We start from the raw sequence: 25,774 nt of genomic DNA, 5'->3' as shown, positions 1-25,774 counted from the left end.
TTGATATCTACTTAATAAGTTTGAGCGGAATACACGTCATAGGTTTGCTGGATCATCAGCGTTGCGCTGAAGCGTTCGCGCACCCGCTTGCGGCTAGCGGTGCCGAGCTCCAACAATTTTTGTTTCTTGATGTTCACTAAGATGTTGCCGAGCGCCTGGTGATCGCCCGTCGAAAAGATATAGCCCGTGACATCGTGCGTAACCAGTTCAGGGAGCGAAGTGCAGTCGCTGGCAATAACGGGCACGCCCATGGCCATGCCCTCAAGGGGAACCATGGCAAAACCTTCCCAGCGGCTGGGGACAATCAGGGCATCGGCAGTTTTATAGAGGGCATTGACTTCGGCCGGGGTCACCCAAGGCAGGTATTCAACAGCGTCAATGACGGGGCACTCTACCGGCTCCTCATTCACGGCACTGCCGACCACCGTCAGTTTCAAGTCGGTGCGCTCGACTTCCGTGAATGCCTTGAGCAACACATCAAAGCCCTTCTGATAGTCCAGTCGCCCCACAAATAAAAGTTGAATATCCGTGCACTGACTGGACAGGCTCTCATCGTTTTTATAATGAATACCGTTGTAAATCAGTTTCATACGGTGGCGGTCGATACCGAACGAGGCCGCTTTATCCAGTTCATACTGGCTGACACAGATAATGACATCCGTGACTTTTTGCAAAAGCCGCTCAATCAGTGAATACACTTTCTGTTTGGCGGGAGAACTTTCCATCAAGAACGAAAACGCGTGCGGGCAGTAGATGATTTTCGGTGACCGCCAAGGGCGCAAGATCAGACACACACATCGGCCAATAACCCCGGAAAACGTGCTGTGCAAGTGCACGACATCCGGTTTTTCCTTGAAGATCACTCGGATGAGTTGCCAGGCAAACCGCAGCAGCGACACGACATCTCTCTTGTTTCGGGAGAAGGTCCTGATGTCTTTTTCATCAATGCCATGCAGTTCTTTTTTCTGGTCGAACGGAATCAAATACACCAGTTCATACTGCTGGGCGTCGCCCTTGGGAGGGGTTGATATCGTCCGGATGACCGTCGCAACACCACCTTTAATCGTTTCCGCCACATGTAGTATTTTTTTCACAGTTCACCCAACTCCATTATCGTAGTCGCAAGGCAACAGGGACCGGAGAATGGTTAGTCCACTCTCAGTCCATTACCTGGCAAATAGAACTCGCATTACGACTTGTCAGCGGCGTACTCGTAGTTGTAATAGCCATAACTGCCATTACCGTAATAGCTGGACGCTCGCTTCTCGACACCGTTGAAAATTGCGCCTTTCAATTCGATGCCGTTTTGAGCAAACCGACGAATCGTCAATTCGATCTCTTTGGCTGGATTGACGCCGAAACGCGTCACGATCAAATTAATGGCGGCTTCACGGCCAACGATGGCCGCATCGGTCACGGCCAGAAGAGGTGGCGTGTCGATGATTACCACGTCGTAGAGTTCACTCAGTTCAGCGAGGAGTTCTCTGAAGTTGGCATGCATCAACAGCTCGGACGGGTTGGGCGGTACTTGCCCACGACTGATGAAATGCAGGTTATCGACTTCGAGTTTATTGATCGCTTGCTCGATACTGCAGCGCTTGGTCAACAGATCGGACAAGCCATTGCTGATCGGTGTCGCCAAGGTCTTGTGCAGATGACCTTTGCGCATATCGGCATCGATCAGTACGACCCTCTGCCCACTTTGAGCGATGACCGCGGCCAGGTTAGAAGAGACAAATGTCTTGCCTACCTGGGGGCTCGGACCGGAAATCATGATCCGGTTGTTGTTTGCATCCAACCCTGCAAAATGCAGGCAGGTTCGCAGGCTGCGTATTGATTCGATGGACAGGTCGGTGGGATTACGCAGGGCCAATAGAAAAGACTGGCTGTTGGCGCTGTCGCCCAATCGGACTTTTTTAGTGTCCTCTTCTTGTTGCAGTGTGCTGTAAGGAATGGAGGCATAAACCGGCAGACCCAATTGCTCGATCGCTTCCGGCCCTTCGAGTCCTCTGCTCAGCGATTTACGCACTAACACCAGCGCTACACCGACAAAGCCACCCAGCAAAGTCGCAATCAAGATGATTAGGGCTTTGCGAGGTTTGACCGGGGTAGTGATGTCGACGTCCGCCGTATCAATCAACCGCGCATTGCCGACCGCCCCCGCCCTTACGATGTCGAGTTCCTGGGATTTGTTCAGCAACTGGGTATAGATTTGTGTCGCCACCTCCACATCACGGGTCAGGTTCAACAGTTCCTGCTGTGTAGCCGGAAGACCCTGGACTTTCTTTTCCAACCCTTGTCGCTGTTTGTTCAAATCCCCCATCTGCGCCATCAATGCACGGTAGGCCGGGTGCTCTCGGGTGAACTTTCGATCCATCTCCGCTTGCTGGAGTTTCAGATCCGAGATGCGCGTATCCAGCACCACCATCTGTTCCAGCACAGACTTGGTTTCGAGGGAGATGTTGACTGTATTTCCGCGGGTCTGATAGCTGTTCAGTGCGTTGCTGGCTTTGACCAGATCGTCTTTGACTTGCGGGAGTTGTGCCTGAAGGAACTCCAGACTCTGGGCAGCCTCGGCAGAAGTGCGTTGCACATTCTGCTGCACATAAAGCCTTGAGATTTTGTTGAGAATCTTCACCGCCAAGGTGTAGTCGGTGCTGGCCAGGGCCAGACTTATAATGCCCGACTCTTTACCTTGCTCGGAGACATCGAGGGCGTCCTGGTAATTCTGAATGGTGACAATGCGTGGATTGCGCACGACTTCAAATTTAGTGCCCGGATTCGCGGCCATGCTCGCAATAAGGACCTCGACACCCTCCTGCGCGATGGCTTCGCCTGCGGCGCCATCGGCCAACAAACCACCGTTGTCATCGTAGAGCTTGAATCGATTCTGCTCTTCGGCAACCAGCATCAACTTCTTGCCCAACAGTTCAGCCGGCAGATCAAGCTGTTCGATATCAAGGCGCTCGCCGCCCCATGCATAACTGTTCATGCCAAAGCGCGGTGGCGAGACACTTTCCGTGGGGCTGTTTTTATAGCGCCGAGCAAGAAAGCCGCCGACGACGGGAAAGGTGTTGGGCGTAATCACAATATCAAGACGCAGATCATCGACCGTTTTACCGATAACCGCGCGAGACTTGATAATGCCGATCTCGGTAGCCGCCGGTGATTGTCCACCGAGCATGCTGCTGATATCCGAGAACCCCAGCATGTCGTTCTTCTTCGGCTCGACCTGGACCAGGGCGTTCGCCAGATACACGGGCGGCGATAAAATCGAGTACGCGGCACCGGTCACCATGAACGCCCCGGTGATGGCACCTATTAACCATTTATGGTCAATCAATGTGCCTAATAAACCGAGCAGATCAATCTCGTCTCTGTCTTTATCCCGGGTGCTGATTACTGACGGTAACTGCATAAGGTCTATTCTTTTACCATTATTACTAATCTGAAAATCATCCATCAACGTCCGAGGCGCTGCGCCCATGAGCAAACGGCATCTTCAATCAATGCATGGGCATGGATAAACGCAGCTTTTCCTTGACGATACGGGTCCTTTATTTCGCGTTCGCTCTGCCACTTCCCCAGAAGAAACACTTTGCCCCTGGCGTGTGATGCAATCTTTAGTACGCCCTGTACATGCTCTTTTTCCATCACCAGAATGAGGTCTGATTCATTGACAATGGCGGGCGTAATCTGCCGCGCTTTAAACCCTTGGTCTTCGTGACCCTGTTCTTCAAGAACCCGAAGTGCGTCGGGCTCCATAGACTCACCCACCCGAGCGTTCAATCCCGCGGAGGTCACCGAAATACCTGAAGGTTGCAACGCATGGCGTAGCAACAGTTCAGCAGTAGGACTCCGGCAAATATTGCCGACACAGACCACAAGAATCTTTCTGAACAAGGCTACTCTTCCCGTGTAGTGTCGGTTCGGCCTACGTATAGCGAGGATATAAGTGAACCAACAAGACCGTCCCGCATTCAGAGAGGGCCCCATCATGAAAATACTTTCGTATTAAATACCACGGCACACAAAAAACGCCCAACCAGAAAACCGGACCATAAATAACACTCGCAAAATGGAAGTTATTTATCCGACCAATATTAACAATGGGCGTCGGGGATGGAAAATTGATGATATCGCTGTATTAACTGACTAATGCTATGTTCCCCTGCCCCTACCCGGGACGACTACAGGAATTTCCCGTTATGCCCTCCACGTGTTTTCGACTGATTGCCACTTCAACACTATTTATACTTGGCGCCTTCAGCCCTGTTTACGCCAGTCAGGCTTTTTCAGCGCTGGCCCAGGACAACAAGACAATAGGCGTTCAGGTGAAAATCCAGAATTTCTCGACGGCCGACGCCCATCAGATCAAAGCCTCAGGGTTCGGATTCGTGCGCCTTGGCGTATGGACGAACAGCCTGGGTAACCCGGCGTATCAACAGCAGATCAATGAAGCTTTCGCGGCTGCCAAATCCGCCGACCTGCCCGTATTGATGACCGTTCGCTCAACCAAAGCGTTAACCCACAAAACGCAAAGCAGTGGCAGAGATCTCACCGCTGCGGGAGATTCACTCGCCAACTCGGTCATCGGTCTGGAAAACGCCTTCAGTAAGCAGCTTGTCGCCATTGAAATCTGGAATGAACCGGACTTGCCAAAATACTGGCCTACCCAGGATTTTGAAGGAACGTTTGTGCCGTTCATGAGCGCGGTGTGCAACGCGTTACAAAAGCGGGATCATTCAACACCCCTGATCGGGTTTGGATTCGCGAAGGCGCCCACCAAAGACTCCAAGGCGACCGTCGCACTGACTGAAATCCTGAAAGAACACCCACACTGCCTCAGTGCTGTTTCTTATCACCCGTATGGCATGTCGGGCACCGAGATCAGCCGTGCTCAAGCGTTTATCCTTGATAACTTCCATGTACCGGGGGTCATTACCGAATGGGGAGTGCCATCACTCAGTTCCATCGGAGGCACCGCCGGACAAGCATCACGCATTACAAGATTCATCTCGGATGTCAAAAAACTGAATATACCGCTGACCTCCCTGTACGAATGGAAAAACAGCGACTCTGGCAGTAATGATCGCGAGCGAAGTTTTGGATTAAAGTCGTCCGATGGAACATCAAAACCTGCGGAAGCCGCCGTCAAAATGTTATTGAAGTAACTCTGTCGAATGACCTCGCACACCGTTAACAGGGGCTTTTATTAATCCATGCCGTATAACTCGCGGCGTCCATTGCCAGTGACTCCTCCACAAGCACCTCGAACAATACGACTTGCGCTTCAAACCGCAGGTCATGTTTGGACTTCTGTGAATCGTTCATTTGTGCCATCAACACGCGAGTGACTTGACTGGGCATGCTGTGTTTCACTCGATTTAGCCAGCCGGGAATTTTCTTTGCGGCTTTCACTCTTCCCATTTGAACCAGACCCGTCATATTGTCCGGATGGTTCTTCTTTGATGCGGCCATCAGCTCTTCAAATACTTCGGTCAATTTCTTCAAGACATAACCGAGAATAAAGTCATCGAAGGCGTCCACAATTGCAGACACCCTCTCCCCTTGTGAAGTCATTTCCCCATCCAATACCTACATTTATCCGCGCCACATTACATGCCATCCGAGTAGCACTAATTGACATCTTATAACGGCTGAACTTGACCATTTTTAACACCGGTTGGCGCCCGAATGCAGGCATGCCAGCTCAGGCGCCAGAATTGCCACAGAGCCGTCAACGGTCAGTTGCTTTGAACCTGCGCGCGGTTTTGGCATCGTATTTACCGAGACCCGCGCCCCGCCTTTCAAACATCCGTTTTCCGGTTGTTGCCAACGGGGCCACCGATACGTAGATGCGCCCTTGAGTGGCTGTCAGCGCTCGGGTAATGTCATTAGACCCATAGGACAGAGCACGCCCATGACTTCCAAGCTGGAACAACTCAAACAAATGACTACCGTAGTTGCCGACACCGGCGACTTCGAAGCTATCGCTCGCGTAAAACCCGTCGACGCTACCACCAACCCTTCCCTGCTGCTGAAAGCGGCGGCCATTCCCGGTTATGCCGAGTTGCTGAACGCCTGCGTTCATGACTGCCATGGCGATGTGGGCCTGGCCAGCGACCGCTTTGGCGTAGCGGTAGGCCAGGAAATCCTGAAGGTTGTACCGGGCCGCATTTCCACTGAAGTGGATGCGCGCCTTTCGTTCGACACTGACGCCGTATTGAAGCGTGCGCACCGTCTGATCGAGCTGTACGACAAGGCCGGCATCGGCCGCGACCGCGTGTTGATCAAGATCGCCTCCACCTGGGAAGGCATTCGCGCCGCCGAGAAGCTTGAAAAGGAAGGCATTCAGACCAACCTGACGCTGCTGTTCTCGTTTGCTCAGGCAGCGGCGTGTGCTGACGCCGGTGTGTTCCTGATTTCGCCGTTCGTAGGCCGCATCTACGACTGGTACAAGAAAGCCAACGGCAACGACTACACCGGCGCGGATGATCCGGGCGTGCAGTCGGTGACGCGCATCTACAACTACTACAAGGCCAATGACTACAAGACCGTGGTCATGGGTGCGAGCTTCCGTAACCTGAATCAGATTGAGCAGTTGGCCGGGTGTGATCGCCTGACCATCAGCCCGGACCTGCTGGAAAAGCTGGCGGCGGACACTGGCAAGCTGGAGCGCAAGTTGGCCCCGGGTCATGCGGGTGAGGCGCGCTTGAGCCTGAATGAAGCGCAGTTCCGCTGGTTGTCCAACGAGGATGCGATGGCGACCGAGAAACTGGCAGAAGGCATTCGTCAGTTCGCTCGCGACCAGGAAAAACTCGAAGCACTGCTGCAAGCCAAGCTGTGATCTAGGACAACGCAACGCAAAAAGGGCGACCCCTTACAGGTTCGCCCTTTTTTATGCTTTAAATTCCGGTGTTTGCGGTGGAGCCCGCCTGCTCTACATCCATCTCAGGGGATCAATGACGTTCTAAAGCATTCACCAAGTCATGGAAAGCTTCACGATTGGAGTCGTTCAGGCCCATGAGGATTTTGTGTGCCTCAAGCACTTTGATCCGCACGACCTCCTCGGACTGATCCTGATCTGGCAGGTCGGTCAGGCATTCAGGGCACGGGATCGGGCGGTCAACAATGTTGAACACTTGCTCGAAGCCCATGGACTGCAGCAGACGGGTGATGTCTTCGTGGGTGGTGACGACGGTCGGCAGCAGGCCGACCTTTTGCCGCGACAGGATCGACAGTTTGGCCAGCAGGCCAAGGGTGGTGCTGTCGATGCTGCGGGTTTCGGTCAGGTCGATCACGATCGCGTTGAAGTTCAACGCGGTGAAGATCCGCTCAATAGTCGCATCCAACGCCGAACACAGGGTCAGGCGAACTTCACCGACGAACTTCAGGACGAAGGTGCCATCCTGCTCGGCGAACTGGATTCTACCGGTACTCATTAAAGATTCCTGCTCAACACCAACAGGGCGATATCATCCGGCATCTCCCCTAGCGTGGCCAATCCAAAAACCTGCCGCAGACCATCCAGGCTGCCGCCCGCTGCCTTGACCCGTTGGGGCAAAGCCGCTTCTTTTTCTTTGAGTGTAGGCTCTGGCAAAAGGTCCAGAATGCCATCGGACATCAGCGTCAGGCTGAACGTCGGCGGCAACTCCAGCACGTGGTCTTCATAGGTGGCTTCATTGAAGAGGCCCACCGGCAGACCACGACCTTCCAGATAACGAACACTGTCTGGCGTGTACAACACAGGCAACGGCAAATGACCACCGATGCTATAGGTCAACAAACCTGTCTCCTCGTCGATGACACCACCGACCATTGTGACGTGTTTACCCAGCTTACAACTGATCAGGCCTCGGTTGATATGACCAAGGACCTCTGAAGGCTTGAATTCCGGCAATGTGCCGCTGCGCTTGGATTCGAACAGCAAGCGCGTGGTCATGAACTTCAGCAGCACGGTGACGAAGGCTGAAGAGGCGCCATGACCGGAAACGTCCGCCAGGTAAAAAGCTACCCGACGCTCGTCGACCCGAAAGTAGTCAACGAAATCACCCGACAGGTACAGCGACGGGATGATCTGGTGGGCGAACTGGAACTCGTCGATGGTCCAGGGGCTGACCGGCAGCATGTTCATCTGCACCTGGCGACCGGCGTTCTGGTCTTCCTGGAGCAGGTTCAGGCTGGCGGCGAGCTCGCGGTTGGCCTTTTCCAGCTTCTCGCGGTAGCGCTGGTTTTCCAGCAGCAGGCGCGCACGATCCAGGGCACGGCGCACAGAATGCTCGAGCACAGCCAGATCTTCGAGAGGCTTGATCAGGTAATCCGCCGCACCCAGGCGCAAGGCCTCGACCGCGTCGTTCATCACACCGGCACCCGAAACCACAATCACCGGGGTTTGCGGCGACAGCTCAGTGACCTGGCGAATGAGTTCGAGTCCGCCCATCTGCGGCATGCGCAGATCGCAGATGACCAAGTCGGGCTTGTCTTGCTCGAATACCTGAAGACCCTGCTGGCCATTGCTGGCCTGCAGGACACTGAAACCACTGTCTTCCAAGTAGGCCGCGAGGCTCGCGCGCACTACTTCGTCATCATCGATTATCAGCAGCGTGGCACTGGTTTTTGGCATGTGGGCAAACGGCGCCAGAATTAGGTTGGCGTAGCAGGCAGGGGGTTTAGCCCGGCTCACACTACTGGATTCGCTTTCTAGCCTCTCTACTGCACTGTTTTCGAGCGTTTGCCCTACACACAGGTACACCAGAGGTGCCCTTCTAAGGCGCAGACGGTACTCCCATCCGCGGGGCGTTTCAAGCTCACGCCGATGGTCGCTTGACGTCTTTACTTGTCAAATCACCGGGAGTTATAAGAACAGGCAAAACCGTAACCCAATGAAAGGATGAAGCCCATGAGTCAAACCGATCGGGACTACAGCGAAAAGCGCGATTTCATCCGCATGCGGGTCGATGCCGATGTGTCGCTGATTCACGAAGGCGATGAGGTGCCAGCCGTCTGTATAGACCTTTCCAGCAGTGGCATGCAGGTTGAGGCACCCCGCTTGTTCAAGGTAGGTGACCGGCTCAGCGTGCGCATCGATTCCGATCACGTAGCGCTCAAAGGGCTTGAAGCCGACACCGAAGTGGTATGGGTGAAAGAACAGGACGGTGGCAGTCAGAAACTCGGGCTTACAATCTTGAAGATGAAATAAGCCCGGATCCAAACGAAAGAAGGCGGCCGATTGGCCGCCTTCTTCATTTTATGGGGTCGAGATCAAAAATCGTCTTCGACCTGGCCGTCTTTGACTTTGAACTCGCGGTTCTGCAAATACGCATTGCGGATGAAGGTGTATTTGTCGCCGCTGATCAACTTCTCGCTCGACAGCAAGCTGGCGCGGGTGTCGACGATGTTCAGGCCGAAGATCGAGTTACGCACGGGCACGTCGTTGATATAGCGGTACGGGCCGGTGTAGCCGTCGACGTACTTGGATGGCGCATCGCGCAACGTGCTTGGGCCCAACAGCGGCAACATCACATACGGACCGCTGCCCACACCCCAGTAACCAAGCGTCTGCCCGAAGTCTTCGTCGCTACGATTCAGGCCCATTTTAGTGCCGACGTCGAAGAAGCCCAGCAGGCCGAAGGTGGTGTTGAAGATCAGACGCGCAGTATCGACGCCAGCCGCGGCCGGTTTAGCCTGCAAGACGTTGTTGGCAAGGTTGGTGACATCACCGACATTGCGGAACATGTTGTGGATACCGTCTTCCAGAAACTGCGGCGTCACGAACTCGTAGCCTTGAGCGATTGGCTTGAGTGCATAAGTGTCGACGAAGTCGTTGAACTTGAAGATTGGACGGTTGACGCTTTCCCAAGGGTCTTCTTCCGTGGCAGCCTGGGCTGCGAACGGAACCACCAACACGCTGGCACACACACAAAGCTGAGCTAGACGATTGCTCCAGCGCATAGAAAACTCCTTGGATTGTACTGGCATGGGCGCTTGGCCCAGGCGATAAGCTGGCTAGTATAAGACGGAAAAGCCGGTTTAGGGCAGCCTCGCGCGTGATGACCTACGGATGATTCGTCCTGACTGAGAGCGCTTCACATCAGTGTCATGCAACTGTCACCGGCAGCACATAGCCTTATCGTTATTTCAGGGACGTTGATATGCCGCACGCCGAAGCCTTGCCTGTTGCCGCACCCAGCCTGACCGCCGTACTGTTCGGGCTCAGTGGTTGCCTGGTGGATTTCGGCGCCCGGATGCGCCAGCACGACACTCACACGGCCGAGCACGCCGAGGTCACGCCCGGCGCGCTGGACAGCCTGAACAGCTTGCAACGCCAGCAGATTCCTTGCGCCTGGCTCGACGAGTTGCCCCCCGCCCTCACCCATTCCCTGGCCAGCGCGTTGCCTTCGTGGATCAAATCTTCGCAACATCCTGCAACAATCAATCCATGGCCCGCCCCGAACGCTTGCTGGCAAGCCCTGATGGCCTTGAATGTCGAGCAACTGGATGGCTGCGTGCTGGTCAGCGGTGAACCGCGATTGCTGCAATCGGGACTGAATGCCGGGTTGTGGACGATCGGCCTGGCGTCCTGCGGCTCGCTCTGCGGGTTGGCGCCCAGCGAATGGCAGGCCTTGAGCCAAAAGGAGCGCGAACACCTGCGTGGTAAAGCGACCGTGCAGTTGTTCAGTCTGGGTGTGCATTCGGTGATCGATCACCTCGGTGAGCTCGACACCTGCCTGGCGGACATCAGCCTGCGTCGGCTCAAGGGCGAAAAGCCCTGATCGAGATCATGCAGGTTGCGCGGGAGTGGATTAATCTAAAGCCAAGCCATAGACCTTTGGCACGCTGCTGCGGTCTATGCCAGTGCTTATCGATAAAAGGAAGAACGCCATGCCTGCCCGCGAACTGCAAGAACAACTCAATACTCTGCGCGAGCAATTGGAACAGAATCCACCGCTGACGGAAGCCGAGCGCGAAGACCTGCACGCGCTGATGCAACAGATCGAACTCGAGCTTGAGCTGGAAACCAAAACCAAAGACTCCAACCTCGCCGACAATGTGAACCTGGCTGTCGAGCGCTTCGAAATCGAACACCCTACCCTCGCCGGCACCTTGCGCAACATCGTACAAGCCTTGGCCAACATGGGGATCTGAACCCGCCAGATGCAAAAAAGCCCCGCTATCGCTAGCGGGGCTTTTTCATATCTGCGACTTGAAATGCAATCCCCTGTGGGAGCGAGCCTGCTCGCGATGAGGTCAGCACATTCAACATTAATGCTGTCTGACACCCCGCCATCGCGAGCAGGCTCGCTCCCACATTAAATCTTCATTGGCGGACCAGGCGGTGGTTCGGCAATTGCACTTCTTCAGTACTGCGATACGGGTTGATGTCCAACCCACCACGCCGCACATACCGTGCATAGACCGTCAACTTCTCCGGTTTCAGCAACCGCTGCAAGTCGAGGAAAATCCGCTCCACGCATTGCTCATGGAAGTCTGAGTGCTGACGGAAGCTCACGATGTATTCCAGCAAACTCGCGTGATCCAGCGCCGCGCCACGGTATTCCACCGCCACGCTGCCCCAGTCCGGCTGGCTGGTGACCGGGCAGTTGGATTTGAGCAAATGACTGTGCACGCTCTCTTCGACAATGCGCGAATCATCGCAACGCAGCAGCTCCGGGCGCGGATGTTCGTAGTTGCTGACGCTGATTTCCAGATCATCGATGCACACACCCGGCAACGCCACGACGCCTTCGGCTTCGACATCCTTGAGGCTGCGAATCCGCACGCCAACCGGCTTGCCGGCAGCGGCCGACAGGTCTTTGACCAGCGTCGCTTCAAGGGTCGCGGTATCGGTAAACGGCGTCTGATTCAACGAGTTCAGGTACAGCTTGAACGACTTCGACTCGATGATGTTCGGCGAATCCGCCGGGATGCTGAATTCACCAATCGCCACCACCGGCTTGCCCGACGGCAACAGCCACGACAGCTCGAAGCAGTTCCAGAAGTCCACACCCTTATAAGGCAGGGTTTGCGCCGTCAGGCCCAACTCCGCCCATTTCGCGGTGCGCGGGATCGGAAAAAGCAAGGACGGCGTATAAGTGGCGATGTATTCGCTGGATTTGCCCAGCGGCGAGTGTTCGGCTGCGGGATGCATGGCGGAAACCTGACTGAAGAATCAGCGGATTCTACCAGCCTTTGCGCCCGCCTTTGAGTGCTTACTGACTGACAGTCAGTTTGCCGACCATGCCCGCCTGGTAATGGCCGGGAATGTTGCAGGCAAATTCCAGGTTGGTGGCCTTGGTGAAGGTCCAGGTCAGCTCGGCCGTTTTTCCCGGCTCGACGAGGACGCTGTTCGGGTCGTCGTGTTTCATCATCCCGTGGTCCATGCCAACCATCGAACTGTGGTCCATTTCCTTCATGCCTGTAGGTGTGAGCATGCCGCTCTGCTGCATCTTCATCATTTCCTGCTGATGCCTGGCATGCATCGCCGCATTACCCAGGTTGAATTCGTGCAACAACTGGCCTTTATTCACCAGCACAAAACGAACCGTCTCACCGGCTTTGATATCGATCGCCTTGGGGGTGAACGACATGTCACCCATCACCACCTCTACACTGCGGGTAGCCTTGGCCGCCGGGGCCGGTTGACCGAAATCGTAGGTATGCGCCGGCGCTGCCCACACCGGCGAGCTCAGTGCCAGCAAACACGCGGCCAGCCTCAGAGGTTTGCGCAAAAACATAGTCGTACTCCAACTAGATAAGGTTCAGCCTGTGGAAAACTCTAAACTGTCGCCACTGCCCGCAACCTGACAGCCAGATTACAACTTTGTCAGGTTGACCTGTATTAACGCTGCCCACGGTATAAAGCGTTCGTTCCACTTGCCTCGAGTTGCCCATGAAGCTGCTGATCGTCGAAGACCAACCGAAAACCGGCCACTACCTGCGCCAAGGCCTGACCGAGGCCGGTTTCAACACCGAGTTGGCGGCCGACGGCATCACCGGGCAACAACTGGCCTTGAGTGGTGACTACGCGTTATTGATCCTTGATGTGATGCTACCCGGTCGTGATGGCTGGCAAATCCTGCAGGCGGTGCGTGGCGCCGGTCTCGATACGCCAGTCCTTTTTCTGACGGCGCGAGATGCCGTTGAGGACAGAGTCCACGGCCTCGAACTCGGGGCTGACGATTACCTGGTCAAGCCGTTCGCCTTTTCCGAATTGCTGGCTCGGGTCCGCAGCCTGTTGCGACGCGGCAGCGCTACGCCTCAGGAAACCAGCCTGCAACTGGCCGACCTGCGCCTGGACTTGATCCGCCGTCGGGTGGAGCGCGGCGGTCAGCGCATCGACCTGACCGCCAAGGAGTTCGCCCTGCTGGAAATGCTCCTGCGGCGCCAGGGCGAAGTGCTGCCCAAATCACTGATCGCCTCCCAGGTCTGGGACATGAATTTCGACAGCGACACCAATGTCATCGAAGTCGCGATCCGCCGTTTGCGCCTGAAGATCGACGATGAATTCCCCAACAAGCTGATTCATACCGTGCGCGGCATGGGTTATGTCCTTGAAGAGCGCCCTGCCTGATGCGTCGACTCTCGCTGAGCAGTCGTCTGGCGCTGCTGTTTGCGGCCTGTACCGCCGTGGTTTCATTGTTTGCCGGAGTGTTGTTCAGTCGCGCCAGCGAGGCGCACTTCGTCGAACTCGATCAGCAGTTGCTGGACGGTAAATTGATGGATTTGCGCCGCGCACTGCATGACGTTCAGTCGAATGAAAGTGAAGTCAGGCGGGCGGATGAACTGAGTCGGCAAGCGGACCTGTCGCTGCGAATTACCGGCAGCGATGGCCAGCGCTGGTATGACAGCTCGGCGCGCTTGCCGGAAAAGCTCCCGCAAAAACCGGGCATATCCACGCTGAACGACAACGGCACCGATTACCGTGTCCTGAACGCGCCGTTGTTTGTCGACCGGCCTGACTCACCGCAACTGACCTTGCTGCTGGACATCACCCATCACCAGCACTTTCTGCAACGCATGCAGCACCTGATCTGGCTGACCGTCGGCTTGTCCGCCCTGGCCACCGCGTTGCTCGGTGCATGGGCGGCACGCAGTGGTTTGCGCCCGTTGCGACGCATGAGTGCGATCGCCAGCGGCGTTTCGGCGCAATCGCTCAATGCCCGACTGCCCGAAGAGAATATGCCGTCGGAACTCAAGGAATTGGCCCACAGCTTCAACGCCATGCTCGGACGCCTGGACGACTCTTTTCAACGGCTCTCGGCGTTTTCCGCTGACATCGCCCACGAACTGCGCACGCCGCTGTCGAACCTGCTGACCCACACCCAGGTCACCCTTACCCGCCCTCGACCTATCGAGGACTACCGCGAAGCGCTGCACAGCAACCTCGAAGAACTGCAATGGATGGCGCAACTGGTCAACGACATGTTGTACCTGGCCAAGGCTGACCATGGGTTGTTGATGCCCAAGCGCGAACCGCTGGAGCTGGCGGAAGAAGCGGACCTTTTACTGGAGTTTTTTGCGCCGTTGGCGGAGGACGCTCAGGTCAGGTTGAGTCGTGAAGGCAGTGCGCGCATGGAAGGTGATCGCAGCATGTTGCGGCGAGCGCTCTCCAATTTGCTGGACAATGCGTTGCGGTTTACGCCCGCTGATGGCGAGGTGCGGGTGCGGATTGTCGATCAGGTCAAAGGCTTGAGTTTGACGGTCGAGAACAGTGGGGACGGGATTGACGGCGCGCTGCTGCCGCGTTTGTTTGATCGCTTCTACCGGGCTGATCCAGCGCGGCAGGAAGGCAGCAGTGAACATGCGGGATTGGGGTTGGCGATCACTCAGTCAATCATCCGCGCCCATGGCGGGCAGATTCGCTGTGAATCGGATGAGGGATGGACAAGGTTTGTGATTGAGTTGCCGAAGGGGGATTGAGGCCAGCAGGTCTGGCCCCATCGCGGGCAAGCCCGCTCCCACAGTGACCGAGTTGAATCACAACGCTGTGAACGACTCGAAACCCTGTGGGAGCGGGCTTGCCCGCGATGACGGTGTGACGGCTTACGAATACCGCAACGCGTGAGCTGGCTCGATCTTCGCCGCACGCCAGGCCGGGTAGACCGTCGCCAGGAAGCTCAGAACGAACCCCGCCGAGCAGATCAACAACACATCCCCACCCTGTAATTCCGATGGCAAGTTACTGACGAAATACACATCCGAACTGAAGATGTGCTGGCCACTCACCCGCTCCATCCATCCCACCAGCTCACTGACGTTCAACGCTGCAATCACGCCGAGTACGCCACCGATCAAGGTGCCGACAACCCCGATCACCGTGCCCTGCACCATGAAGATCGCCATGATCTGCCGCGGTGTGGCGCCGATGGTGCGCAAGATCGCGATGTCCGCGCCCTTGTCGTTCACCACCATGATCAACGTTGCAATGATGTTGAACGCCGCCACGGCGACGATCATCAGCAACAGCAGGCCGATCATGGTTTTTTCCATCTTCATCGCGCTGAACAGACTGCCCTGGGTATGGGTCCAGTCGTCGGCCCGGTAGGCGGTGCCGAGACCCGCAGCCACATCGCTCGACACCTTCGGCGCCGCGTACAAATCTTTAACGGCCAGACGCACGCTCTGTACCTGGTTCGGTTCCCAGTGCTGCATCTGCGCGGCATCGGCGACGTGGATCAGCGCCATCGAGCCATCCAGCTCGGCGCCGACCTTGAACACGCCCACCACGTTCAACCGCTGCATGCGCGGGGTAATGCCGCCCGGTGCGCTGCTGACTTCCGGCACGATCAGGGTGATCTTGTCGCCGACATTCAAGCGGAAACGCCGCGCGGTGATTTCGCCGATCACCACGCCGAACTCGCCCGGCTTCAATGCATCGAGACGGCCCTGAACGATGTGCTGGGCAACGATCGACACCTTGCCTTCCAGCGCCGGATCAACACCGCTGACCTGAATCGGCTGCATCGTGCCTTTATAGGAGAGCATGCCCTCCATTTCGGTGAACGGCACGGCGGCGGTAACTTCCGGGTTTTTCATCGCGGCGGCGGCCACGGGCTGCCAATCGTCGATCGGGTTCACGCCGACGATGGTCGCGTGCGGCACCATGCCGAGGATGCGCGAGCTCATTTCGCGCTGGAAACCGTTCATCACCGACAGCACCACGATCATCGCCAGCACGCCGAGGGCGAGGCCGATCATCGAGGTCATCGAGATGAAGGAAACAAAGCGATTGCGGCGCTTGGCGCGGGTATAGCGCGTGCCAATAAAGATCGATAACGGTCTGAACATTCGCTGGGGCACCGTATAAAAATAAAAGACCCGGCGTACTGTTCAGCACGCCGGGTTTCGGTCAATCAGATGGGCGTCAGGCAACCTTCCTGCAAATGCAGGACGCGATCCATCTGGCGAGCCAGGTTCATGTCGTGAGTCACCACCAGGAACGCCGTGCGCATCGAGGTGCTGAGTTCCAGCATCAAGTCCTGAATGCCCTGTGCGGTGTGGGAGTCGAGGTTGCCGGTCGGCTCGTCGAGCATCACCAGGCCTGGCTTGTTCACCAGGGCGCGGGCAATGGCCACGCGCTGACGTTCGCCGCCGGACAATTCCGAAGGTTTATGCTCCAGGCGATGCCCCAGCCCTACCCGCTCCAGCAACGCGGTCGCACGCTGACGCGCTTCCGGGATCGCGGTCTTGCCGATCAGCAGCGGCATGCAGACGTTTTCCAGCGCGGTGAACTCAGGCAGCAAATGGTGGAACTGGTAAACGAAACCCAGCGACCGGTTGCGCAACAGGCCGCGATTCTTCTCGCTCAGGGCCGACAGCTCTTCGCCGTCTAGCCACACGCTGCCCTTGGTCGGCGTGTCGAGACCGCCCAACAGGTTGAGCAAGGTACTTTTGCCCGAACCCGAGGTGCCGACAATCGCCACGCGCTCACCCGGGTGCAGCTCCAGTTGCAGGCCGGCCAGCACTTCTACCGACTCCGGGCCTTCCTCGTAGGATTTGCCCAGGTCGCGGCAGCTCAAGATTGCTTTATCACTCATACCCAACTCACTCATAACGTAGCGCCTCCGCAGGCTGGGTGCGCGCGGCACGCCAGGCTGGATACAGGGTGGCGAGGAAACTCAGGACCAACGCGGCGGCGCAGACCATCAATACGTCCTGGCTCTGCACTTGCGACGGCAGGTAATCGATGAAATACACGTCGGCGTTCAGGAATTTGTGACCGATCAACCCTTCGAGGGCCGAGATCGCGGCGCTGACGTTCAACGCGGCGAAGATCCCCACCACGGCGCCGATCAGCGTGCCGATCACGCCAATGACCGTGCCCTGGACCATGAAGATGGCCATGATCTGCCCCGGCGTGGAGCCCAGGGTACGCAGAATTGCGATGTCGCCCTTCTTGTCGTTCACCACCATCACCAGCGTGGAAATGATGTTGAACGCGGCCACAGCGACAATCAGCAGCAGCAACAGGCCGATCATGGCTTTTTCCATGCGGATCGCCTGATACAGATTGCCGTGGGTGCGGGTCCAGTCACGGGCGTAGAAATGGTCTTCGCCGAGTTGCTGGGCGATATTCCACGCCGTGCGCGGGGCCTGGAACAGGTCGTCGAACTTCAGGCGAATACCCTGGACCTGATCCGGCTTCCAGCGATGCAGCTTCGCCAGATCCTGCAGGTTGGTGACACCCAGGTACCCGTCGATCTCACCGGCGCCGACATGGAAGATGCCGACCACGGTAAAGCGTTTCATGCGCGGGAACATCCCGGCCGGGGTCACCGTGACTTCCGGCGCCACGAACGTCAGCTTGTCGCCGATCGCTGCACCGAGTTTGGCGGCCGCCTTGTCACCGATGACAATGCCGAAGCTGCCAGGGGTCAGATCGTCGAGTTTGCCCTGCTGCATGAAGTTATCGATGATCGAGACCTGGCGTTCCAGCGCAGGGTCGATGGCGTTGAGCAGGACCTTGGAGACCTTGCCGTTGTTGGTCAGCAAGCCCTGCATCTGGGTGAACGGCGCAACGGCCGTCACCTGCGGGTTCTGCTTGACCTTGGCGGCCAGGCTTTGCCAGTCGCTGATCGGTTCACCGGACTCGATGGTCGCGTGGGGCACCATGCCCAGCACGCGGGTGCGCATCTCATGATCGAAGCCGTTCATGACCGAAAGCACAACGATCATCACGACCACGCCGAGGGCGAGTCCGATCATTGAGGTCAGGGAAATGAACGACACAAAATGATTGCGACGCTTTGCACGGGTATAACGCGTGCCAATAAATACGAAGAGAGGTCTGAACATGTCGGGGCTTGTTCGGAGGGAAAAGGAACGTCCTTGTGGCGGGGGTCGATAACCAGCTTTACACTCAGACCACCGCCGCTACCATGGGTTCGCCATGTCGACATTAGATGAAGAAGATCGCCGCGAATACTACCGTATCGAGGACACGATCGCACTGGAAATTCGGCCCCTGTCCGCTCCCGAAGCCGCAGGCCAGGAAGTGTTGCAGGATGCTTCCCCACTGTTCAACTTGCTCAGCGAACTGCACCTGAGCGAATTCGAGTCGCAACACCTGCTGCGCCAGATCAGTGAGCGCGACCGCAACCTCGCTGCGTTTCTGAAATCCCAGAACAAACGCATCGATTTGCTGAGCCAGGTGATCGCCATCACCGTGCTCGGGCAGATCGGCGAGCCGCAGCCGGTGATCATTTCCGAAGGCGGTATCGACTTTCAGTACCCGACGCCCATCGCCGTGGGCGCGCATCTGTCGGTCAAACTGGTGCTGATGCCGCAAGCCCTCGGCCTGCTGCTGCGGGCCAAGGTCACGCATTGCGATCGCAAGGCGGGCGCCTACGACGTTGGCACCGAGTTCGAATACCCGACCGACGCCCAACGCCAATTGCTCGCCCGCTACATTTTGCAGAAGCAGGCCCAGGAACGACGTCTGGCCCGCGAAAACGAATCAGGCATTTAATTTAAGGAAGAACCGTGACCCTCATCTACGGCCATCGCGGCGCCAAGGGCGAAGCACCAGAAAACACGCTGACCAGTTTTCAGCAATGCCTCAAGCACGGCGTGCGCCGCTGCGAACTGGACCTGCACCTGTCCATGGACAACGAGTTGATGGTCATCCACGACCCGACGCTCAAGCGCACCACCGACCGACGCGGCAAGGTCGTCGAGCACACGGCGGCGGAGCTGGCAACCTACGACGCACGCAAGGGCGGACCGGGATGGATCAAGCCCTGCCCGATCCCCACGCTGGAAGAGTTGTTCGAGAAATGCGATTTCGAGCATTGGCAGCTGGAAGTCAAAAGCGCTTCTCGCACCCGTGCCGCGACGACCGTACTGGCGATACGCGAAATGGCTCAGCGTTTCGGCCTGCTCGACAAGGTCACGATCACCTCGAGTTCACGTGAGGTGCTGAAAGCCGCACTGGACCTGGTGCCGGACGTGTCTCGTGGATTGGTGGCTGAATATGCGTGGCTCGACCCGTTGAAGGTCGCCCAGAGTTATGGCTGTGAGATTCTGGCGCTGAACTGGACCCTGTGTACGCCGGAACGCCTGCAGAAGGCGCAACGTCAGGGGCTGCATGTGTCGGTATGGACAGTCAACGAGCCCGCGCTGATGCGCAGACTCGCCGACTTCGGCGTTGACAGCCTGATTACAGACTTTCCCGGTTTGGCCAGCGCCACCCTCGAGAATTGCTGAAATCGGTCTCCCCGGCCGGCTCAGGCCACCGGCCGGAGCCGCTCAAAAAAGCCGGTTGAGGCCATCGTACGCCGCTACCCGATAGGCTTCGGCCATGGTCGGGTAGTTGAACGTCGTGTTGACGAAATACTTCAGGGTGTTCAGTTCGCCCGGCTGGCTCATGATCGCCTGACCGATGTGAACGATCTCCGACGCCTGATAACCGAAGCAGTGAACGCCCAGCACTTCCAGGGTCTCGCGGTGGAACAGGATTTTCAGCATGCCCTGAGGCTCGCCGGCAATCTGTGCACGCGCCATGCTCTTGAAGAACGCCTTGCCCACTTCGTAGGGCACCTTGGCCTGGGTAAGCTCCTGCTCGTTCTTGCCGATCGAGCTGATCTCCGGAATGGTGTAGATACCGGTCGGCACGTCGTTGACGAAGCGCCAGCTGTTGTTATCGACGATGCTGCCAGCGGCCGAACGGCCCTGGTCATGCGCAGCACTGGCCAGGCTCGGCCAGCCGATCACGTCACCGGCACCGTAAATGTTCGGCACGCAGGTGCGATAGGCTTCGTCGACTTCGATCTGGCCACGGCTGTTGACCTTCACGCCGATGTTTTCCAGACCCAGCTGATCGGTGTTACCGGTACGACCGTTGCACCAGAGCAAGGCATCGGCCTTGATCTTCTTGCCGGACTTGAGGTGCAGGATCACGCCGTTGTCCACGCCTTCGACGCGGTCGTAGTCTTCGTTGTGGCGAACCGTGATGTTGTTGTTGCTGAAGTGGTAGCTCAGGGCCTGGGAAATTTCCGAGTCCAGGAAGCTCAGCAACTGACCGCGATTGTCCACCAGTTCAACCAGAACACCCAGGCCACTGAAGATCGACGCGTATTCGCAACCGATTACGCCAGCGCCGTAAACAATGAGTTTGCGCGGGGTGTGGCCGAGGCTGAGGATGGTGTCGCTATCGTAGATGCGCGGGTGATGGAAATCGATGTCCGCCGGGCGATAAGGACGCGAGCCGGTGGCGATGATGATGTGCTTGGCCACCAGTTTTTCGACCACACCGTTGGCGCAGACCACTTCGATGGTTTGCTCGTCGGCGAAGCTGCCAGTGCCGAAGAACACGTCGACGCGGTTGCGGGCGTAGTAGCCGGTGCGAGAGGCGACTTGTTTGGAAATGACTTTTTCGGCGCTTTTCAGCACGTCTGGAAACGAGAACCAGCGTGGCTCACCAATGGCCCGGAACATCGGGTTGGTGTTGAACTGCATGATCTGCCGGACCGAGTGACGCAGTGCCTTAGACGGGATGGTACCCAGGTGGGTGCAGTTGCCGCCGACCTGGCGACGGCTATCGACCATCGCCACCTTGCGCCCTGCTTTGGCGGCGTTCATTGCCGCGCCTTCTCCCGCCGGGCCGGAACCCAGTACCACCACGTCGTAGTTGTAGACAGCCATGCGTACTCCTCAGAACAGGCCGCGGCGCCCTCGGCACCTGCGGCTAAATCACGCCGATCTGTGGCGTGAAGGAACAATTTGGGGCCAATGCAGAACCCGGACACAGTCTATAGAAGCGTCAACGCCGGGCACATTAACCCTTGGTCGCGTCGTAGGCTAGTTTTGCCTGCACTACAACGCCAGTCTTCAATGCACGAACTGTCGTAATCATTCGGTTTTGCCGCCGCTGAGGCGCTCAAATGCCTGATTGGTTCGTGTGACGAAACCTGTATCGGCACGGATCACAAAAAATGCGCCGATATCATGTTTTTCTGCGTAGTCCCAACCGCGCTCCGGGCCGAGAATCAGCAACAGCGTCGATAAGCCATCGGCCATTAACGCTGAAGGATTAATCACCGTGACCGACGCCAGGGTGTGTGAGACCGGTGCACCGGTGCGGGCATCGAAGGTGTGGGAATAGCGCCGACCGTCCTGCTCAAAATAGTTGCGGTAGTCGCCGGAAGTGGACAGTCCGTAGCCGTCGACCGCGATGATTTTTTGCGCCACTTGCTGATCGTCCCGGGGCTCTTCCAGCGCGACCTTCCAGGCTGAGCCGTCGAGTTTTATGCCCGCGGCCTTGAGCTCGCCGGTGACTTCGGCCAGGTAGTTGCGGATACCCAGCGCTTCGAGTTTGTCGGCAATGGTGTCGACGGCGTAACCGGCGGCGATGCTGTTGAAGTCGACTTCGACGGCGGCGTCCTTGCACAGCTGATCGCGATCGATGCGCAGGTGTTGGTAGCCGACCCGCTGCCGCACTTCGGCCAGTGCCTGGGCCGCAGGGACTTTTTCCTCACGGGCCTGCGGGCCGAACCCCCAGAGATTCAGCAGCGGTTCAACGGTCAGGTCGTAGGCGCCTTCGCTTTGTTCGGACAGCTGCTGAGCAAAGCGGATCAGTTTGAGGATCGGCGCAGGCATTTTCTGACAGCGATTGGCGGGGAGATCGTTGAAGCGCTCGATGTCCGAGTCGCTGCGGTAGGTCGAGAATTGTCGATCCACTTCAGCGAGGATACTTTCTACTTCGGCCTGCACCGCTTTCGGCCCGGGCGTGGAGGAGTGCCTTACGTATTGAATGGAATAACGACTGCCCATGGTTGGGCCGTCGAAGCGTTCCAGACTGTCGCCGTTGCCACAACCGGACAAAACGCCGACCAGCATCACAATCCCAGCCCACCGTCCAGTTAACAAATCTTCATCTCCCCCAAAAACCGCGCCCGCCATTATGGGCTTCAGAGCGCAGGGGAGCCAGACCTGCCTCAACTGCCTGCCAGACGCAAAACCTGTGGGAGCGAGCGTGCTCGCGCAAGTCCCTTCGCCACACAGGCTCCCACAGGAGCAGCGCTTTCAAACAAGATTCACCAGAGGGAGTATCTACAAATGTCCTCCAACACGAGCAAAGGCAAAGCGATTTTTCGCGTTGTCAGCGGTAACTTTCTCGAAATGTTCGACTTTATGGTCTACGGCTTTTACGCCACCGCCATCGCCAAAACCTTCTTTCCTGCCGACAGCGCTTTCGCCTCCCTGATGTTGTCGCTGGCCACTTTCGGTGCCGGCTTCCTGATGCGCCCGCTGGGTGCGATTTTCCTCGGCGCCTACATCGACCGTCATGGCCGCCGCAAAGGCTTGATCATCACCCTGGCGATGATGGCTGCCGGTACGGTGCTGATTGCCTGCGTGCCGGGTTACGCCACTCTCGGCGTGGCCGCGCCGCTGCTCGTGTTGTTCGGCCGTCTGCTGCAAGGCTTCTCGGCCGGCGTGGAACTGGGCGGCGTATCGGTGTACCTGGCAGAGATTTCCACGCCGGGTCGCAAGGGCTTCTTTGTCAGTTGGCAATCCGCCAGTCAGCAAGCCGCGGTGGTGTTCGCCGGTCTGCTGGGAGTCGGTTTGAACCACTGGCTCAGCCCCGAAGAAATGGGTGACTGGGGCTGGCGCGTTCCATTCCTGATTGGTTGCATGATTGTGCCGGTGATCTTCGTGATTCGTCGTTCACTGGAAGAAACCCCGGAATTCCAGGCCCGTAAACACCGCCCTACCCTGCGGGACGTCGTCCGCTCGATCAGTCAGAACGTTGGCATCGTCATCGCCGGCATGGCGCTGGTGGTGATGACCACCGTGTCGTTCTACCTGATTACCGCCTATACCCCGACCTTCGGCAAAGCCGAATTGCACCTGTCGGATCTGGATGCGTTGCTGGTGACGGTCTGTATCGGTCTGTCGAATTTTTTCTGGCTGCCGGTCATGGGTTCCCTGTCCGACAAGATCGGGCGCAAACCCCTACTCCTGGCGGCGACCATTCTGGCGATCCTCACGGCCTATCCCGCCCTGTCATGGCTGGTGGCGAACCCGAGCTTCAGTCATTTGCTGATCGTCGAGTTGTGGCTGTCGTTCCTGTATGGCTCGTACAACGGCGCCATGGTGGTAGCGCTGACCGAGATCATGCCGGTGGAAGTTCGTACCACCGGTTTCTCCTTGGCCTACAGCCTGGCGACTGCAACCTTCGGCGGGTTTACACCCGCGGCGTGTACTTACCTGATCCATGTGCTGGATAACAAGGCTGCGCCGGGGATCTGGCTCACTGGCGCGGCGTTGCTGGGGTTGATTGCGACGCTGGTGCTGTTCAAAGGCAATCGGCATGAACTGCGGACTGCGCAGGCAGCGGTGGCTGGCGGCGCCTGATCTATAGCCTTAGCGGGCAAGCCTAGCTCCTACAGGTCGTGTGCGATGTCAGAGTTGACGCATAACCTGTAGGAGCGAGGCTTGCCCGCGAAGAGGCCTGCACATTCAACACCCATGCAACTGACAAACTGCACAAACAAAAACGCCCCGACCAAAGTCGGGGCGTTTTCATGTGCAGCTAAGGCTTAGCGCGGGAAGGCTGGCGGGTTTACACCGGCCATGTCTTCCATCACGCGAACCACCTGGCAGCTGTAACCGAACTCATTGTCGTACCAAACGTACAGAACAACGCGGTTGTCTTGGGTGATGGTCGCTTCAGCATCCACAACGCCTGCGTGGCGCGAGCCAACGAAGTCGGTGGAAACCACTTCCTGCGAATTGACGTAGTCGATTTGCTTATGCAGATCGGAGTGCAACGCCATGTAGCGCAGGTAATCGTTCATCTCTTCACGGGTGGCGGCTTTCTCAAGGTTCAGGTTGAGAATGGCCATCGACACGTTTGGCGTCGGAACACGGATCGCGTTACCGGTCAGCTTGCCGGCCAGTTCAGGCAGGGCCTTGGCAGCAGCGGTGGCAGCACCGGTCTCGGTGATCACCATGTTCAACGCGGCGCTACGGCCACGGCGATCGCCTTTGTGGAAGTTGTCGATCAGGTTCTGGTCGTTGGTGTACGAGTGAACCGTTTCAACGTGACCGTTGATGATGCCGAACTTGTCGTTGACGGCTTTGAGCACCGGCACGATGGCGTTGGTGGTGCAGGAAGCAGCCGATACGATCTTGTCATCCGCGGTGATTTCACCGTGGTTGATGCCGTGAACGATGTTCTTCAGCTTGCCTTTACCCGGCGCGGTCAGAACAACGCGATCGATACCCGGGCAAGCCAGGTGCTGGCCCAGGCCCTCGGCATCACGCCATACACCGGTGTTATCCACCAGCAGCGCGTCTTTGATGCCGTATTGGGTGTAATCCACTTCAGTCGGGTTTTTCGCGTAGATAACCTGGATCAGGTTGCCGTTGGCGGTGATGGTGTTGTTGGCTTCATCAATGGTGATGGTGCCATCGAACGGACCATGAACCGAGTCACGACGCAGCAGGCTTGCACGCTTGACCAGATCGTTCTCGGCGCCCTTGCGGACAACGATGGCGCGCAGACGCAGGCCGTCGCCACCACCGGTTTTCTCGATCAGGATGCGCGCCAGCAGACGGCCGATACGACCGAAGCCGTAGAGGACAACGTCGGTGCCTTTGCGAGCGGAAACGTTCTGCTGACCAACGACGTCAGCCAGTTCTTCGCGGACGAACTGCTCGGCAGTACGGCCATTGCCTTCGGCCTTGAACTTGACGGCAAGCTTGCCCAGGTCAACCGAAGCGGCGCCGAGCTTGAGCTCGCTCATCGCCTTGAGCAGCGGGAATGTTTCGTGGACGGACAATTCGCTGTCATCGGACTGACGATGACGAGCAAAGCGGTGAGCTTTGAGAATCGCAATGACTGAACGATTGATCAGGCTGCGGCCATAGATCGAGCTCACCACGTTGTTATTGCGGTAGAGCTGACCGATAAGCGGAATCATCGCTTCTGCGAGTGCTTCACGGTCGATCCATTCACCAAGACACTGGTCGGGCTTCTGAGTCACGGGAACCTTCCACATGTAGGGGCAGAAAAAAGGGGCTACATTATGCCGCCGAGTGAGTCCTGTAGCAATGCGCGCCTGTCGTGCGATCCGTAACAAATTCAGGTTCAAAAAAATCACGCAGCGACGGAGCCCAGTAAAACCGGGGCTTTCAGCGCAGTCAATTTTTTGGAGATACCGCTGTCTTATCCGTAACCCTCCGTAACACTCGGTCGTTTTGCCACTACATAATCATCAATTTCAGGTAAAAAACCGGCGAATTTTGTCTTTACCACTACATTTCGCCA

At 57.3% G+C, this 25,774-nt stretch carries 25 protein-coding genes; 10 read left to right on the top strand and 15 right to left on the bottom strand.

The annotated features are described in order from the left end of the window. Positions 1–11: 11 nt before the first annotated feature. The 3 genes from ACA075_RS10720 to ACA075_RS10710 form a co-directional block, all read right to left on the bottom strand. Positions 12–1,094: a glycosyltransferase gene (locus ACA075_RS10720; RefSeq protein ID WP_497298422.1), complete on the bottom strand. Its 1,083-nt coding sequence runs from the start codon at positions 1,092–1,094 to the stop codon at positions 12–14. Positions 1,095–1,189: 95 nt separating this feature from the next. Continuing rightward, a complete protein-coding gene (locus tag ACA075_RS10715) occupies positions 1,190–3,418 on the bottom strand; it encodes a polysaccharide biosynthesis tyrosine autokinase (RefSeq protein WP_497299229.1) in 2,229 nt (742 codons plus the stop codon). A 44-nt stretch (positions 3,419–3,462) separates the two neighbouring features. Then, positions 3,463–3,903: a low molecular weight protein-tyrosine-phosphatase gene (locus tag ACA075_RS10710; protein ID WP_497298421.1), complete on the bottom strand. Its 441-nt coding sequence runs from the start codon at positions 3,901–3,903 to the stop codon at positions 3,463–3,465. A 305-nt stretch (positions 3,904–4,208) separates the two neighbouring features. On the opposite strand from ACA075_RS10710, the gene ACA075_RS10705 reads away from it, so the two are divergent. Next, positions 4,209–5,174, top strand: coding sequence for a glycosyl hydrolase family 5 (locus ACA075_RS10705; protein WP_497298420.1), 966 nt, complete (start codon positions 4,209–4,211; stop codon positions 5,172–5,174). Between the two features lie 25 nt (positions 5,175–5,199). Here ACA075_RS10705 and ACA075_RS10700 read toward each other — a convergent pair whose 3' ends face one another. Further along, positions 5,200–5,583 (bottom strand): hypothetical protein, encoded by a 384-nt coding sequence (locus ACA075_RS10700; protein ID WP_497298418.1) that lies wholly within the window; start codon positions 5,581–5,583, stop codon positions 5,200–5,202. Between the two features lie 340 nt (positions 5,584–5,923). Here ACA075_RS10700 and tal point away from each other — a divergent pair, with 340 nt between their 5' ends. Next, positions 5,924–6,850 carry a transaldolase gene (tal, locus tag ACA075_RS10695; RefSeq protein WP_497298417.1) on the top strand — a complete coding sequence of 309 codons (927 nt, stop codon included), beginning with the start codon at positions 5,924–5,926 and terminating at the stop codon, positions 6,848–6,850. Positions 6,851–6,962: 112 nt separating this feature from the next. Here tal and rssC read toward each other — a convergent pair whose 3' ends face one another. Both rssC and rssB read right to left on the bottom strand, forming a co-directional pair. Further along, positions 6,963–7,445 carry an anti-sigma factor antagonist RssC gene (rssC, locus tag ACA075_RS10690; protein WP_007935262.1) on the bottom strand — a complete coding sequence of 161 codons (483 nt, stop codon included), beginning with the start codon at positions 7,443–7,445 and terminating at the stop codon, positions 6,963–6,965. Then, a complete protein-coding gene (gene rssB / locus ACA075_RS10685) occupies positions 7,445–8,626 on the bottom strand; it encodes a two-component system response regulator RssB (RefSeq protein WP_010456296.1) in 1,182 nt (393 codons plus the stop codon). Before rssB ends, rssC begins: the two co-directional genes overlap by 1 nt. Positions 8,627–8,902: 276 nt before the next feature. Between rssB and ACA075_RS10680 the strand changes: the two genes are divergently transcribed. After that, positions 8,903–9,202: a PilZ domain-containing protein gene (locus ACA075_RS10680; protein ID WP_077748235.1), complete on the top strand. Its 300-nt coding sequence runs from the start codon at positions 8,903–8,905 to the stop codon at positions 9,200–9,202. Positions 9,203–9,264: 62 nt separating this feature from the next. Here ACA075_RS10680 and ACA075_RS10675 read toward each other — a convergent pair whose 3' ends face one another. Then, positions 9,265–9,954 carry an MlaA family lipoprotein gene (locus ACA075_RS10675; RefSeq protein ID WP_497298416.1) on the bottom strand — a complete coding sequence of 230 codons (690 nt, stop codon included), beginning with the start codon at positions 9,952–9,954 and terminating at the stop codon, positions 9,265–9,267. 200 nt (positions 9,955–10,154) lie between these two features. Here ACA075_RS10675 and pcrP point away from each other — a divergent pair, with 200 nt between their 5' ends. Both pcrP and ACA075_RS10665 read left to right on the top strand, forming a co-directional pair. Beyond that, positions 10,155–10,775, top strand: coding sequence for an HAD superfamily inactivated hydrolase PcrP (gene pcrP / locus ACA075_RS10670; protein WP_497298415.1), 621 nt, complete (start codon positions 10,155–10,157; stop codon positions 10,773–10,775). A gap of 109 nt (positions 10,776–10,884) precedes the next feature. Then, on the top strand, positions 10,885–11,148 hold the full coding sequence (locus tag ACA075_RS10665; protein WP_497298414.1) for a DUF4404 family protein: 264 nt from the start codon (positions 10,885–10,887) through the stop codon (positions 11,146–11,148). 172 nt (positions 11,149–11,320) lie between these two features. Here ACA075_RS10665 and queF read toward each other — a convergent pair whose 3' ends face one another. Then, a complete protein-coding gene (queF, locus tag ACA075_RS10660) occupies positions 11,321–12,151 on the bottom strand; it encodes an NADPH-dependent 7-cyano-7-deazaguanine reductase QueF (RefSeq protein WP_497298413.1) in 831 nt (276 codons plus the stop codon). 61 nt (positions 12,152–12,212) lie between these two features. Beyond that, positions 12,213–12,737: a copper-resistant cuproprotein CopI gene (gene copI, locus ACA075_RS10655; RefSeq protein WP_497298412.1), complete on the bottom strand. Its 525-nt coding sequence runs from the start codon at positions 12,735–12,737 to the stop codon at positions 12,213–12,215. A 155-nt stretch (positions 12,738–12,892) separates the two neighbouring features. Here copI and ACA075_RS10650 point away from each other — a divergent pair, with 155 nt between their 5' ends. After that, on the top strand, positions 12,893–13,573 hold the full coding sequence (locus ACA075_RS10650; RefSeq protein WP_497298411.1) for a heavy metal response regulator transcription factor: 681 nt from the start codon (positions 12,893–12,895) through the stop codon (positions 13,571–13,573). Beyond that, the gene (locus ACA075_RS10645; protein WP_497298410.1) at positions 13,573–14,922 is read left to right on the top strand and encodes a heavy metal sensor histidine kinase; all 1,350 of its coding nucleotides are present in this window, start codon (positions 13,573–13,575) and stop codon (positions 14,920–14,922) included. Before ACA075_RS10650 ends, ACA075_RS10645 begins: the two co-directional genes overlap by 1 nt. Before the next feature lie 123 nt (positions 14,923–15,045). Here ACA075_RS10645 and ACA075_RS10640 read toward each other — a convergent pair whose 3' ends face one another. The 3 genes from ACA075_RS10640 to ACA075_RS10630 all read right to left on the bottom strand — a co-directional run bounded on the left by ACA075_RS10640 (position 15,046) and on the right by ACA075_RS10630 (position 18,297). Beyond that, positions 15,046–16,290 (bottom strand): lipoprotein-releasing ABC transporter permease subunit, encoded by a 1,245-nt coding sequence (locus tag ACA075_RS10640; protein ID WP_497298409.1) that lies wholly within the window; start codon positions 16,288–16,290, stop codon positions 15,046–15,048. Positions 16,291–16,355: 65 nt separating this feature from the next. Next, positions 16,356–17,039 carry a lipoprotein-releasing ABC transporter ATP-binding protein LolD gene (lolD, locus tag ACA075_RS10635; RefSeq protein ID WP_497298408.1) on the bottom strand — a complete coding sequence of 228 codons (684 nt, stop codon included), beginning with the start codon at positions 17,037–17,039 and terminating at the stop codon, positions 16,356–16,358. A gap of 7 nt (positions 17,040–17,046) precedes the next feature. After that, the gene (locus tag ACA075_RS10630) at positions 17,047–18,297 is read right to left on the bottom strand and encodes a lipoprotein-releasing ABC transporter permease subunit (RefSeq protein WP_109629005.1); all 1,251 of its coding nucleotides are present in this window, start codon (positions 18,295–18,297) and stop codon (positions 17,047–17,049) included. A gap of 94 nt (positions 18,298–18,391) precedes the next feature. Here ACA075_RS10630 and ACA075_RS10625 point away from each other — a divergent pair, with 94 nt between their 5' ends. Together ACA075_RS10625 and ACA075_RS10620 are read left to right on the top strand one after the other, a co-directional pair. After that, a complete protein-coding gene (locus ACA075_RS10625; protein WP_109629003.1) occupies positions 18,392–18,970 on the top strand; it encodes a PilZ domain-containing protein in 579 nt (192 codons plus the stop codon). A gap of 14 nt (positions 18,971–18,984) precedes the next feature. Continuing rightward, positions 18,985–19,707 (top strand): glycerophosphodiester phosphodiesterase, encoded by a 723-nt coding sequence (locus ACA075_RS10620; protein ID WP_497298407.1) that lies wholly within the window; start codon positions 18,985–18,987, stop codon positions 19,705–19,707. Between the two features lie 42 nt (positions 19,708–19,749). Here ACA075_RS10620 and sthA read toward each other — a convergent pair whose 3' ends face one another. Together sthA and ACA075_RS10610 are read right to left on the bottom strand one after the other, a co-directional pair. After that, positions 19,750–21,144 (bottom strand): Si-specific NAD(P)(+) transhydrogenase, encoded by a 1,395-nt coding sequence (gene sthA / locus ACA075_RS10615; RefSeq protein WP_007907752.1) that lies wholly within the window; start codon positions 21,142–21,144, stop codon positions 19,750–19,752. Positions 21,145–21,351: 207 nt separating this feature from the next. Then, entirely contained in the window at positions 21,352–22,338 is a 987-nt protein-coding gene (locus ACA075_RS10610; RefSeq protein ID WP_497298405.1) for an FAD:protein FMN transferase, read from the bottom strand. A gap of 219 nt (positions 22,339–22,557) precedes the next feature. On the opposite strand from ACA075_RS10610, the gene ACA075_RS10605 reads away from it, so the two are divergent. Next, on the top strand, positions 22,558–23,856 hold the full coding sequence (locus tag ACA075_RS10605) for an MFS transporter (RefSeq protein WP_497298403.1): 1,299 nt from the start codon (positions 22,558–22,560) through the stop codon (positions 23,854–23,856). A 185-nt stretch (positions 23,857–24,041) separates the two neighbouring features. On the opposite strand, the gene ACA075_RS10600 is transcribed toward ACA075_RS10605, so the two are convergent. Then, entirely contained in the window at positions 24,042–25,505 is a 1,464-nt protein-coding gene (locus tag ACA075_RS10600; protein WP_219096444.1) for a glyceraldehyde-3-phosphate dehydrogenase, read from the bottom strand. Positions 25,506–25,774: the final 269 nt, after the last annotated feature.

It is taken from the genome of Pseudomonas sp. LBUM1663, assembly GCF_059695905.1.
The sequence above is the reverse complement of the archived record's forward strand: the minus strand, read 5'-3'. Positions and strand labels throughout refer to the sequence as shown.

Bases quoted from the DNA above. Each gene is read 5' to 3' on its own strand.
- ACA075_RS10715 (WP_497299229.1), bottom strand. From the start codon at position 3,418: ATGCAGTTACCGTCAGTAATCAGCACCCGGGATAAAGACAGAGACGAG.
- ACA075_RS10705 (WP_497298420.1), top strand. From the start codon at position 4,209: ATGCCCTCCACGTGTTTTCGACTGATTGCCACTTCAACACTATTTATA.
- ACA075_RS10700 (WP_497298418.1), bottom strand. From the start codon at position 5,583: ATGACTTCACAAGGGGAGAGGGTGTCTGCAATTGTGGACGCCTTCGAT.
- tal (WP_497298417.1), top strand. From the start codon at position 5,924: ATGACTTCCAAGCTGGAACAACTCAAACAAATGACTACCGTAGTTGCC.
- rssC (WP_007935262.1), bottom strand. From the start codon at position 7,445: ATGAGTACCGGTAGAATCCAGTTCGCCGAGCAGGATGGCACCTTCGTC.
- rssB (WP_010456296.1), bottom strand. From the start codon at position 8,626: ATGCCAAAAACCAGTGCCACGCTGCTGATAATCGATGATGACGAAGTA.
- ACA075_RS10680 (WP_077748235.1), top strand. From the start codon at position 8,903: ATGAGTCAAACCGATCGGGACTACAGCGAAAAGCGCGATTTCATCCGC.
- ACA075_RS10675 (WP_497298416.1), bottom strand. From the start codon at position 9,954: ATGCGCTGGAGCAATCGTCTAGCTCAGCTTTGTGTGTGTGCCAGCGTG.
- pcrP (WP_497298415.1), top strand. From the start codon at position 10,155: ATGCCGCACGCCGAAGCCTTGCCTGTTGCCGCACCCAGCCTGACCGCC.
- ACA075_RS10665 (WP_497298414.1), top strand. From the start codon at position 10,885: ATGCCTGCCCGCGAACTGCAAGAACAACTCAATACTCTGCGCGAGCAA.
- queF (WP_497298413.1), bottom strand. From the start codon at position 12,151: ATGCATCCCGCAGCCGAACACTCGCCGCTGGGCAAATCCAGCGAATAC.
- copI (WP_497298412.1), bottom strand. From the start codon at position 12,737: ATGTTTTTGCGCAAACCTCTGAGGCTGGCCGCGTGTTTGCTGGCACTG.
- ACA075_RS10650 (WP_497298411.1), top strand. From the start codon at position 12,893: ATGAAGCTGCTGATCGTCGAAGACCAACCGAAAACCGGCCACTACCTG.
- ACA075_RS10645 (WP_497298410.1), top strand. From the start codon at position 13,573: ATGCGTCGACTCTCGCTGAGCAGTCGTCTGGCGCTGCTGTTTGCGGCC.
- ACA075_RS10640 (WP_497298409.1), bottom strand. From the start codon at position 16,290: ATGTTCAGACCGTTATCGATCTTTATTGGCACGCGCTATACCCGCGCC.
- lolD (WP_497298408.1), bottom strand. From the start codon at position 17,039: ATGAGTGATAAAGCAATCTTGAGCTGCCGCGACCTGGGCAAATCCTAC.
- ACA075_RS10630 (WP_109629005.1), bottom strand. From the start codon at position 18,297: ATGTTCAGACCTCTCTTCGTATTTATTGGCACGCGTTATACCCGTGCA.
- ACA075_RS10625 (WP_109629003.1), top strand. From the start codon at position 18,392: ATGTCGACATTAGATGAAGAAGATCGCCGCGAATACTACCGTATCGAG.
- sthA (WP_007907752.1), bottom strand. From the start codon at position 21,144: ATGGCTGTCTACAACTACGACGTGGTGGTACTGGGTTCCGGCCCGGCG.
- ACA075_RS10610 (WP_497298405.1), bottom strand. From the start codon at position 22,338: ATGCTGGTCGGCGTTTTGTCCGGTTGTGGCAACGGCGACAGTCTGGAA.
- ACA075_RS10605 (WP_497298403.1), top strand. From the start codon at position 22,558: ATGTCCTCCAACACGAGCAAAGGCAAAGCGATTTTTCGCGTTGTCAGC.
- ACA075_RS10600 (WP_219096444.1), bottom strand. From the start codon at position 25,505: ATGTGGAAGGTTCCCGTGACTCAGAAGCCCGACCAGTGTCTTGGTGAA.